Source organism: Prevotella corporis DSM 18810 = JCM 8529, from assembly GCF_000430525.1.
GTDB classification, from domain to species: domain Bacteria; phylum Bacteroidota; class Bacteroidia; order Bacteroidales; family Bacteroidaceae; genus Prevotella; species Prevotella corporis.
In genome coordinates this window covers 51,576-62,241 of the sequence record NZ_AUME01000013.1, presented here as the reverse complement: position 1 = coordinate 62,241, position 10,666 = coordinate 51,576, and the positions used below count along the sequence as shown (strand labels likewise).

Here is a 10,666-nt window from a genome sequence, read left to right as displayed (position 1 = left end):
CATAACCTTTTTTCAGAAACAGCCTGAACGATTCATTAAGGATAATGTCCCTTTTGCTTATGCTTTCTTTATCTATCTGTTTTTCCATTATTTCATACTTGCTAAATTAAAAACAGAACGTTTGTTCTGTTTTTGTAAGTGCAATATTATGCAAATTATTTCAATCCGTCAAATTTTTCTGATGATTTTTCCCGAAAAAGTTTCATTTTTCTCTCTTTATCTTACTTTACAGTGTAAAATAATTGATTATGAGCCTTTTTGATAGCATAATAACAACACTAAAACTTGAGCCAATAGAATTAGATGTGAATATTTTAAGGTGTATCTACAATTTATTTCTCTAAAAATACACTGTTTTCATCAGAAAATATTATCTTTGCATTATCAATTTAAGTGCTCTTTGAAGTAATGCAGAATAAAGAAAGGGTAAGAAACTTGCTCGTTTCCAAATCGTAACCCATTTATCCTTTATTCATTCTTACTCTATTGATTATCTGAAAGATACAATATTCTTGAATCTTTTCGCTGCTTAGACAAGTCTCATCGATACTCAGACTCTCTCCCAGGTTTTCATCAAACAGCAGCTAGTCTCCCGCATCGACAACTGCTCCCACTGGCGATAATCGCTGAAATGCTCCTTGTATTGTTGGGAAAGCTGCTTACCGTCTACGCCATAATGAGAGCCGATACCTGTAATGCTCTCCGCAGTAGACTCAATTCTATTCTTTTAAAAAAGAAACGAACTCAGGGGATAGTTTGCTGCCCTCAGCCGTCAGGTCATCGTAAGAATAACTGAATATCTCACCCGTGGAACTGTCACGCCATTTTCGACGGCGGACATGAAGGTAAACGGGCTTACCACGAAGGGGAAAGTCTTGGACAACCCGTTCGGCGGTAAAGCCGTAACTGCTTACTGTGCCGGCCTTGCGGTCTGCTTCTTCCATAAAGTTACGCTCATCCAACCAGAAGTCTATCTGGGAAATGTTCTCTTGGATATCTACCACATCAAAATAATCTGCGAGTATCTCTGGAAAGATACAACGCAACAATTGCTCTGTCTTCATGATGCAAAGATAACAAATACCTATGAAATTATGCGCCTGAGGGGGGAGGGGATACAACTGGGTTTTACGACTGACCCGTTATCTCTCCATGACCTCTCTCTTAAGGAACACCGAATCAGAGGCAGGGACATTTGGGGACAAAAGATACATTGTCATTCCTCGTTTGAAGAGCGACATACGCATAAAATAAAAAAGAATGTGTGGAAGTAAGCGATGATGAAACGCGAGATCGTCTGCAAACGCCTGCCACAACTCCATGGGGCTAATTGGAAAGCTTTCTGAGTTTGGAGCGAAGTTTTAATGCTTTCTCAACCTCTTTCAGTTCTTTCTTACGCTGCTTGCGAAGTTTGTTCAGTTCTTTGTATTCTTTTTGTTTGGCTTTATATTCTTTTTTAGCGTTCTTGAACTCGTCTTTTGTCTTGTCGGCTCTACTTTTCACATCATCGTACTGCTGCCTTTTTTGTTCAGCCATTGCCTGAATCTGTTCCGCGGATAAGGTGCGATAGTTTATGCTTTGCGCGTTGAGTTGATTGCCACCAACGATGGTGAAGAATAATGCAAAGATGAAATATTTCTTCATGTCTTTTGTTGATTAATGAGCCGTAACCAAGATGCTGTTTTCTTCATGTCGCAAATTTGCTTTTGCCCAAAAACAGCTCTTGTCGCGCCTCTTTCGATAAAATAGTGTTTCTATTAATGTATGCAAAGATAGTCATTTATAATGAATTAAACAGAGAAAAGGATGCGTTTTTTGCGAATGAACTGACAACCCCTCGCTACGCTTCGAGAACGTCTGCATCCCTCAGCGAGGGCTACTCTTTTATTGCACTTCGTTTTGGAACTTACGATGTAGTCTTAAGTCTCGTTCCGAAACCTAAGCTTTTGCAATATGATAAGTGAGCTTTTATTGTTCAAAAGCTCACCTATCGCAAGGTCGTTGCTTATCTTCCGATGCACGGTGCCCATCTTTTTTCTTTTTTTCGGTACAAGGCGCAAGTGCTTCAGTGGCGTAGCCTGTCACCATCGCCCGCTGTTTGGCAATGTTCCCTCTGAAATAAAGTACACTCTGATAAGGGTACTTTTGAATGAGTGTAGCTTAAAAATCTACGTTCAGCTATTGTCTATGTTCAATATTTTGTGTAAGTTTGCACCGAAGTAAAATTAAATCTATTCTGATGATTCCCCAACGTGTCAAGAGGCTAAGTGTATGGTTAAGAAGAGCGCACCATTCTCGTGGGTTTGGTGTACAGTCTCCCTCGGCTTACTCTTTTGTCCGTTATGTTATCAACGAGCATTACCCTTATTATTCGTATGACTTGTTGGCAGCCCAGTTCAAGGATGTTGACAGTCTGACGTTGAAGAAGGCAAGGCTTTTGTTCAGGGTCAGCAACTATGCTCAGGCCCGATATTGGGTGAGCCCAAGTCCTTTGTCTTCTGTCTATTCGGCTTATGTGTGCAAGGCATGCCTTCAGAGTGAGGTCGTTTCGTTCGATTATTTCAAGGAAATCAATGCCTCGGTCGAGTCAGAGCGTGTTGTTTTTTATCTTTCGCTATTCGATTTGAACGAGAACACGATAGCGGAGGTGATCGAACGGGCGAATGAAAATACAATTCTGCTCATTGATTTATTGCGAAAGTCTGACGCGCAACCATTTTGGGAATCTATTCAAGACAACGAGAAGGTGAGCGTGACCTTTGATTTGTATTATGTAGGAATTGTTTTTTTTGACAAGAGAAATAAAATGAACTATAAAATAAATTTCTAAAATATTACTTATGGGAGGTAAAGTTTATACGAAAACCGGTGACAAGGGCACAACGAGTCTTATCGGTGGTACAAGAGTGAAAAAGTGCGACTTGAGAATTGATTCATACGGAACTGTTGATGAGTTGAACTCCTATTTGGGTGTTCTGTCATCTTATATATCTGAACAGGAAACCCTGGATTTGATTTCAGAAATCCAGAATGTGCTTTTCAATGTTGGTTGCAACCTTGCCATGGGCGAGGACTTTAAGAAAGAGCTGAAGGAATCGGTCGTGGCGCCGATATTGATTGAGCATGTGGAGAAGCGTATCGACAAAATGCAAGACGCCATACCTGAACTGCGGAGTTTTGTTATCCCAGGGGGTTCACGCTCAGCGTCATTCGCTCATGTCTGCCGCACTGTTTGCCGTCGTGCCGAGCGTCTGATCATAGCTTTGGATGAGACTTCGCCAGTTGACAAGACATTGCTGGCTTACATCAATCGTTTGTCAGATTACTTTTTCGTACTTTCCCGTTATTTGAATTTTATTGAAAATGTAGCAGAAAAAACTTGGGAAAATCCTTGCAAATAAGAAATAAAATAGTATTTTTGCACGCAAATTACAAGCAAAAGTTTTGAACCTATGTATTGGACACTGGAATTAGCATCTAAGCTGGAAGACGCACCATGGCCAGCTACAAAAGATGAGTTGATAGATTATGCGATTCGCTCTGGTGCCCCCCTTGAGGTGTTGGAGAATCTTCAGGAGATTGAGGATGAGGGCGATGTGTATGACAGTATCGAAGATATTTGGCCTGATTATCCTTCAAAAGATGATTTTCTCTGGAACGAAGACGAATATTGATGCTGTCTATTAAATGATTATACTGATGTGCAACTCGGTCTGTCCTTGGGCGATTGAGTTGCATTTCTTTTTGTTTTGGCCAGAAATGATGTGTTTTCATTGGAGTCAGAAACAAGTTTTCGATTCCTTTTGCGAAGAGATGACAGCGATTTGTTGCGCCTGATGCAATAAAACAATGGTGTTTCCGTTATTATCTCGTGTTTAAGCGCTTAATAGTCATAATAAGTTTTCTCGGCTTAGTCATGGTCTCGTCCATGGCTCAATACGATGTGTCGTTCAGTCATTATTGGGCGATGGAACCTTATTTCAATCCTGCCAGTGTGGGAAAGGGCAACAAACTGAATGTCGTCGGTGCCTATGCCCTCGATTTTGCCGGCTACGAGAATAATCCAAGGTCTTTCTATGTTGGTGCCGACATGCCGCTTTTCTTCATGAATCAGTATCATGGCGTTGGGCTGTCGCTAATCAACGATAAGATAGGCTTGTTCAGTCATCAGCGGCTGGCTGGGCAGTATGCGTTCCGCAAGAGTTTGTTTGGGGGAATGCTGTCAGCGGGAGTTCAGCTCGGTTTGCTGATGGAGCGTTTCGACGGTTCCAAACTCGACGTTGAGGACTCCAGTGACCCAGCTTTTGCTCGCTCTGAGGTGAACGGCAATTCGCTTGATGTCGGTTTCGGACTTTATTACATAAAGAAGAATTGGTATGTTGGCGCATCGGTCCAGCATCTCAATGCGCCACTTGTAGAGCTTGGTCAAACCAACGAATTGCAAATCGACCGCACTTATTATTTGACAGGTGGATACAATATTAAATTGAGAAATCCGTTTCTTTCAATACCGACGTCGGTGTTGGCGCGTTACGATGGCAATGGCTACAGGGCGGACATCACTGCCCGTCTGGTATATACCAACGACAAGAAAATGCTCTATGGCGGCGTCTCCTACAGTCCGACAAACTCTGTAACGGCTTATGTAGGAGGAAGTTTTCAAGGAATAAACATCGGGTATAGTTATGAGATGTACACAGGAACCGCCGATCCGGGCAACGGAAGTCATGAGCTTTTTGTGAGCTATCAGACCGATATAAATTTGCAAAAGAAAGGCAGAAATAAACATAAAAGCGTAAGATTTCTATAGGTAAAATAGATATGAAAATGAAAAAAAGTATATTGACTCTTTGTCTTAGTACCATCATTTTGGGATTATTTACCAGCTGTTTCAGCAGTAGGTCTTCATCGTCGTCCAGCCGAGGCGGAGAAGTAACGGGCGTTGGTGGTGGAAGATCTTTCAAAGAACCGACCCCTTACGGTATGACCATGGTGAAGCGCGGATGGCTGAAGATGGGAATTGAAAAACAAGATAGTCTGTGGGGCAAGGAGACTCCGGTGAAAGACATTTCCGTGGATGGCTTTTGGATGGACGAGACGGAAGTTACCAATTCCGAGTATAAGCAGTTTGTCGAATGGGTTCGCGATTCCATTCTCCGCACCCGCTTGGCCGATCCAGCCTATAGTGGCGATGAAACCTACATGATTACCGAAGATAAGAATGGTGATCCCGTAACTCCACACCTTAATTGGAGCAAGCGTTTGCCACGGAAACCCAATGAAGACGAGCAACGGGCTTTCCAAAGTCTGTATGTTACGAACCCTGTTACGGGCGAAAAACTTCTTGACGGGCGGCAGTTGAATTATCGTTATGAGATTTACGATTACACTACCGCGGCACTTCGCCGAAACCGACTGAACCCCGAAGAGCGAAATCTGAATACAGATATCGCAGTCGATCCCAATGAGGTTGTCATGATTTCGAAGGATACGGCATATGTTGACGACGAGGGTGTTATTCATTCTGAGACTATCAACCGACCTCTTTCTGGTCCTTGGGACTTCCTCAACACTTATATCGTGAACGTCTATCCCGATACGACTTGTTGGGTGAACGACTTCCGTAATTCTGAGAATGAGACCTATCTCCGCAACTATTTCAGCAATGCGACCTATAATGATTACCCCGTTGTGGGAGTAACATGGGAACAGGCCAATGCTTTCTGCGCTTGGCGCACCGATTACCTGCTGAAAGGTCTGGGCAAGGAAGCGCGTTTCGTACAGCGTTATCGCCTTCCGACCGAGGCCGAGTGGGAATACGCTGCTCGCGGTAAGAATCAAGATGAGTTCCCTTGGGAGAATTCCGACGTGAAGAGTGGAAATGGCTGTTTCTATGCCAACTTCAAGCCAGACAGGGGCAACTATACGAAGGACGGAAATCTCATAACGAGCAAGGTCGGTATCTATAGTTCCAACTCTAACGGATTATATGATATGGCAGGCAATGTGGCAGAGTGGACCAGTACGATTTATACTGAAGCAGGAGTGAATGCCATGAACGACCTCAATCCGCAGCTGGAGTACAAAGCTGCCGTCGAAGACCCTTATCGACTGAAGAAGAAAAGCGTACGTGGCGGTAGCTGGAAGGACCCTGAGAGCTATATTCGCAGTGCTTGGCGCACATGGGAATATCAGAATCAGCCACGCAGTTATATTGGTTTCCGTTGCGTGCGCAGCCTTGCCAGTTCAACAAGCGAGGCCGCCAAGCAGGCAAGAAAGAGTTTAAAGAAAAGCAAAAAGAGAAGAAGATAATGTCAAACTATAGTAATTTTAATATTGTGTATCGTCTGCAGAAGTGGATTGATACAGTCCCTGGTCAAACTTTCCTGAACTATGGATATAGTTGGGGTGCAGCTGTCGTAATTTTAGGTGCGTTGTTTAAACTGACTCACTTGCCGGGCGCTAACATTATGTTGTTCGTCGGAATGGGAACAGAGGTCGTCGTGTTCTTCCTTTCGGCTTTCGACCGCCCCTTCGATAAGACAGATGACGGCAAGGAAATACCGACTCATTATAGTATTGATGGCGAGGAAGACGAAAACGACAGATCTCTCAATTTTAATGCTCGTAAAGCAGCGTCTCCCATACAAGCTGTCGATGCGGTACGTCAAGATATGCCTTCAGCAGATCAGATTGCTGCCGCTGTTGTTAACCAGCAAAGCCAGATGATTGCCAATGCCGAACAGCAGACACCTGAGATGGTTGAGGCGCAGACCAACTATGTTGATGCCCTGAAACACTTGACAGAGATGTTGGGAAAGGTCAACGATCAGAGCCAGCGGCTCACTCGCGACAGCGAGGAGATGGAGAATCTCAATCGAACGCTAACCGGAATTACGAAGGTTTACGAGATGCAGCTTAAGGGAGCGAGCCAGCAGATTGGTACTATTGACCAAATCAATGAGCAAACTCGCAAGATGGCTCAACAGATAGAGCAGCTCAACAAGGTTTATGCTCGCATGATTGAGGCAATGACTGTCAATATGCGAGTTGCATCCCCTGCGAGTGCTCCTCAACAACCTGATGTTGAATAACCTAATCCTTGGTCTGACCCCATCCATGCCTTGACGTATGGACTCTTGGATAATTTTAGCTTATTAAGTAATGGCAATTATAAAAAGAAAAGTTTCCCCACGCCAGAAGATGATAAACCTTATGTATGTCGTCCTCATGGCAATGCTTGCGCTGAACATCTCGACCGAGGTGCTTAACGGATTCTCAATCGTGGAGGAAAGTTTGAACAGGACTACAGGAAACTCATCTAAGGAAAACGAGGCTATTTTCGGTGAGCTGGAGATGATGATGCAGAAGAATCCTCAGAAAGTGAAGGAGTGGTTTGCAATGGCATCTCATGTCAAGAATATGAGCGACTCTTTGTTTAACTATGCGCAGGCGCTGAAAGTTCAAATCGTCAGTGAGGCAGATGGTAAGGATGGAGATCCTTTGAATATCAAAAATAAGGAAGATCTTGAGGCATCAAGTTATGTTATGCTGGCTCCCGGTTCAGGACAGGGACACAAATTGTTTGAGGCTATCAACAGATACCGCACCCAAATTCTGAAGTTTGTCACAGACCCTGTTCAAAAGCAGATTATCGCCAGTAACCTTTCAACTGATGTCCCCAACCGTAGCCTGAACAAAAATTGGGAGGAATATATGTTTGAGGATATGCCAACTGCCGCCGCCGTAACCCTCTTGTCCAAGTTACAGAGTGACATTCGCTATGCAGAAGGCGAGGTTTTGCATACTTTGGTTGCAAATGTAGGCTTGAAAGATCTCCGCGTCAACAAGCTACAGGCTTTCGTTGTGCCCAGTCAGACACGCCTTTATCCAGGCGAAACACTCACTGCGCAGATGTTTATGGCTGCCGTTGATTCAACTCAGCAGCCTCAAGTCTATGTCAACGGACAGCTCATTAAGGGTAATAAGGTGACTGTCAAGGCTGGTGGCCCTGGTAAACATACTTTGTCTGGCTACATTTTAGTCAAAGATCTTGCTGGAAATGTTATCCGAAGAAACTTCAAACAAGATTATTGGGTCACTGGTGGTCCACAACCTGAACGCTATATCAGTCCGGACGGTATGCAAAGGACCCCTCCATTTGAGGGAATGGCCACCATTGCCGCCGACTTGATGAATGTTCTTTATGCAGGTTTTGACAACCCGATAACTATCAGCATCCCTAACACCAGTCAGAAAGAAGTTCAAGCTTCCATGACAGGTGGTTCGTTGGTGGCCCGTGGAGGTGGTAGGTTCATTGCCCGCCCATCGGCAGTCGGCCGTCCGGTGACAATCTCTGTCTCGTCAAAAGGCAGAAAGATAGGCGAATATGTGTTCAAAGTGCGAAGATTGCCAGATCCTTCTCCTTATATCGCCATGAGTGGCAACCGGTTCAAGAGTGGTGGCCTGTCAAAGGGTGCATTGATGTCAGTGTCTGGTATCCATGCGGCAATCGATGACGGACTGATTGATATTCCATTCACCGTTACCAGTTTCCGCACTGTATTCTTCGATGCGATGGGAAATGCCGTTCCGTTGGCAAGTAATGGAGCTTCTTTCTCGGCTCAGCAAAAGGAACAGTTCCGCCACTTGAGCCGCAACAAGCGTTTCTACATAACCAATGTCGTCGTGCATGGTCCAGACGGTACTACCCGTACGCTGAACGGTCGCAATATGGAAGTGATAGTACAGTAAGTTGAAGAGACGAGATATTAATGGGCCAGCAAAATTCGGCTCATAGGACGAAAGTCGATCAGCCATCGTCCTCCTCTGATGGAAATTCTCATCAACACTTTAAATAGAAAAGTAAACAATCCTGAAATAATGAAACGAATATTCTTGATAGTATGTGTTGCTCTTGTAGGCATGAGTGTCTGTGCTCAACCGGCACGCCGCAGAGCCGAACAGCAGGCAAGGAACAGGTCGAATGCCAATACGATAACAACCCGTGCGCAGATATCCTTCCCGACAGCAGCTCCGATGAACGAAGATGTTGTTTGGCGTCGTGATATTTACCGCGAATTGAAACTGGTGGAGGATGCCAATGCAGGCCTTTATTATCCAACTGAGCCAGTTGGGTCTCAGATGAATCTCTTCAGCTACATCTTCAAACTGATGATGTCGGGGCCACGTCATGGTGGCATCAAAGCCTATGAGTATCGCATGGACGGCAACGAAGTGTTCAACGATTCGTCGCGGGTGAAGCCTTTGCAATTCCTCGACAACTACCACATTTACTATGAGCGTACAGACCGTGGAATCCGCTTAGACAACAGCGATATTCCGTCAGCAGAAGTGAAGGGCTACTATCTCAAAGAGAGTGCCTATTACGACCAAGGTACTTCTACTTTCCATCGCAAGGTCATCGCACTCTGTCCCATTATGTATCGCAGAGATGATTTCGGCGACGGAGAGGTCAAGTATCCCTTGTTTTGGGTAAAATATGACGATCTTGCTCCTTACCTTTCCAAGCAGACCATCATGACAAGCAATCTTAACAACGCTGCCACCATGAGTGTGGAGGACTACTTCACAATGAATCGCTATAAGGGAAAGATTTACAAAACGACTAATATGCTGGGCATGACTCTCTCGCAATATTGCCCCACTGACTCGGCAATGTCGGCGGAACAGAATAAAATAGAGAACGAACTGCTTGAGTTTGAAAAGAATATCTTTGGTGATCAGGCCAAGAAAGACAGTCTGGACAGTTTAGCCAATGCACAGGAAGATGTCAAGGCAGTAAAGAAGCACCGTCGCTCTCGACGTGGTTCAACCACCAGCGCACGTTCATCTCGTCGCACACGCCAAAACAATGGGAACAGCAACAATGCCGCACGCGTGACCGTTCGTCGTCAACGTCATTAGTCAGTGTTTATGAAATTGATATCAATTAAGAATGTTAACAAGGCGCTTGCCAAACTTTTATGAGTATTCAGGCGTCTTTAATCTTTTAAAGAATGAAGAAATTATTTACATTGGCATTGGTCTCATTCGGACTTGCATTTTCTACAGTAGCGAATGCACAGGGAGTGAAGTTTGGTTTGAAGGCTGGTTTGAATGTGACCGACATGCATTTGAGTAGTAAGATGTTGGAAAAGTCAAATCAGGCAGGTGGTTTTGTTGGTCCTACCGTCCAGTTCAGTCTTCCTTTGACTGGCCTTGGCATCGATGCTTCAGCCCTTTACGACTATCGTTCGGCCAAAGTTTCCGATATCGGAGGTGAGGAACAGACCGTAAAGCAGCAGCAAATTGCCATTCCTGTCAACCTCAGTTACGCTGTAGGCTTGGGCAGTACGGCCAACGTATTCTTCTTCGCTGGGCCACAGTGGGGAATCAATGTCGGTGACAAGGACTTCAAGTGGACACATGGCAGCAGCTATTCCCTGAAGAGTAGCAACCTGAGTGTCAATGCTGGCCTTGGCTTCACGGTACTGAATCATCTGCAGATTAGCGCCAATTACAACATCGCCTTGGGCAAAACAGCCGACGTAAAGTTGCTCGATGCTATTTCAAATGCTACGGGAGAGATTATCGGCAAGGAGAAGAGCCGCAACAGCTCATGGCAGATCGGGGTGGCTTACTTCTTCTAAAAAGTAAGAAAATC

12 protein-coding genes are annotated in these 10,666 nt (G+C 44.6%); 10 read left to right on the top strand and 2 right to left on the bottom strand.

The genetic code is table 11. The features are described 5' to 3' along the window. Window positions 1–262: hypothetical protein (locus H515_RS14935; protein ID WP_211231990.1), on the top strand; the 262-nt coding region annotated here is incomplete at its 5' end. A 457-nt stretch (window positions 263–719) separates the two neighbouring features. Here H515_RS14935 and H515_RS0104460 read toward each other — a convergent pair. After that, window positions 720–1,064, bottom strand: coding sequence for an ISAon1 family transposase N-terminal region protein (locus tag H515_RS0104460; RefSeq protein ID WP_025875784.1), 345 nt, complete (start codon window positions 1,062–1,064; stop codon window positions 720–722). Between the two features lie 262 nt (window positions 1,065–1,326). Next, window positions 1,327–1,644 (bottom strand): hypothetical protein, encoded by a 318-nt coding sequence (locus tag H515_RS0104455; protein ID WP_025875786.1) that lies wholly within the window; start codon window positions 1,642–1,644, stop codon window positions 1,327–1,329. 595 nt (window positions 1,645–2,239) lie between these two features. Here H515_RS0104455 and H515_RS0104445 point away from each other — a divergent pair. The 9 genes from H515_RS0104445 (at window position 2,240) to H515_RS0104405 (ending at window position 10,652) form a co-directional block, all read left to right on the top strand. Continuing rightward, window positions 2,240–2,830 (top strand): hypothetical protein, encoded by a 591-nt coding sequence (locus tag H515_RS0104445; RefSeq protein ID WP_051274655.1) that lies wholly within the window; start codon window positions 2,240–2,242, stop codon window positions 2,828–2,830. A 10-nt stretch (window positions 2,831–2,840) separates the two neighbouring features. Then, the gene (locus H515_RS0104440; RefSeq protein ID WP_025875792.1) at window positions 2,841–3,401 is read left to right on the top strand and encodes a cob(I)yrinic acid a,c-diamide adenosyltransferase; all 561 of its coding nucleotides are present in this window, start codon (window positions 2,841–2,843) and stop codon (window positions 3,399–3,401) included. A gap of 51 nt (window positions 3,402–3,452) precedes the next feature. Further along, complete coding sequence (locus tag H515_RS0104435; protein WP_007368922.1) at window positions 3,453–3,674, top strand: DUF2795 domain-containing protein; 222 nt, start codon at window positions 3,453–3,455, stop codon at window positions 3,672–3,674. A gap of 197 nt (window positions 3,675–3,871) precedes the next feature. Continuing rightward, on the top strand, window positions 3,872–4,810 hold the full coding sequence (locus tag H515_RS0104430) for a PorP/SprF family type IX secretion system membrane protein (protein WP_051274653.1): 939 nt from the start codon (window positions 3,872–3,874) through the stop codon (window positions 4,808–4,810). Window positions 4,811–4,821: 11 nt separating this feature from the next. Then, window positions 4,822–6,312 (top strand): T9SS ring complex lipoprotein PorK/GldK, encoded by a 1,491-nt coding sequence (porK, locus tag H515_RS0104425; protein ID WP_028901634.1) that lies wholly within the window; start codon window positions 4,822–4,824, stop codon window positions 6,310–6,312. Beyond that, window positions 6,312–7,094, top strand: coding sequence for a type IX secretion system motor protein PorL/GldL (gene porL / locus H515_RS0104420; RefSeq protein WP_025875796.1), 783 nt, complete (start codon window positions 6,312–6,314; stop codon window positions 7,092–7,094). Before porK ends, porL begins: the two co-directional genes overlap by 1 nt. A 70-nt stretch (window positions 7,095–7,164) precedes the next feature. After that, window positions 7,165–8,754: a type IX secretion system motor protein PorM/GldM gene (porM, locus tag H515_RS0104415; RefSeq protein WP_025875798.1), complete on the top strand. Its 1,590-nt coding sequence runs from the start codon at window positions 7,165–7,167 to the stop codon at window positions 8,752–8,754. 129 nt (window positions 8,755–8,883) lie between these two features. Next, a complete protein-coding gene (gene porN / locus H515_RS0104410) occupies window positions 8,884–9,927 on the top strand; it encodes a type IX secretion system ring subunit PorN/GldN (RefSeq protein WP_025875800.1) in 1,044 nt (347 codons plus the stop codon). A gap of 92 nt (window positions 9,928–10,019) precedes the next feature. Then, window positions 10,020–10,652 carry a porin family protein gene (locus H515_RS0104405; RefSeq protein WP_025875802.1) on the top strand — a complete coding sequence of 211 codons (633 nt, stop codon included), beginning with the start codon at window positions 10,020–10,022 and terminating at the stop codon, window positions 10,650–10,652. Window positions 10,653–10,666: the final 14 nt, after the last annotated feature.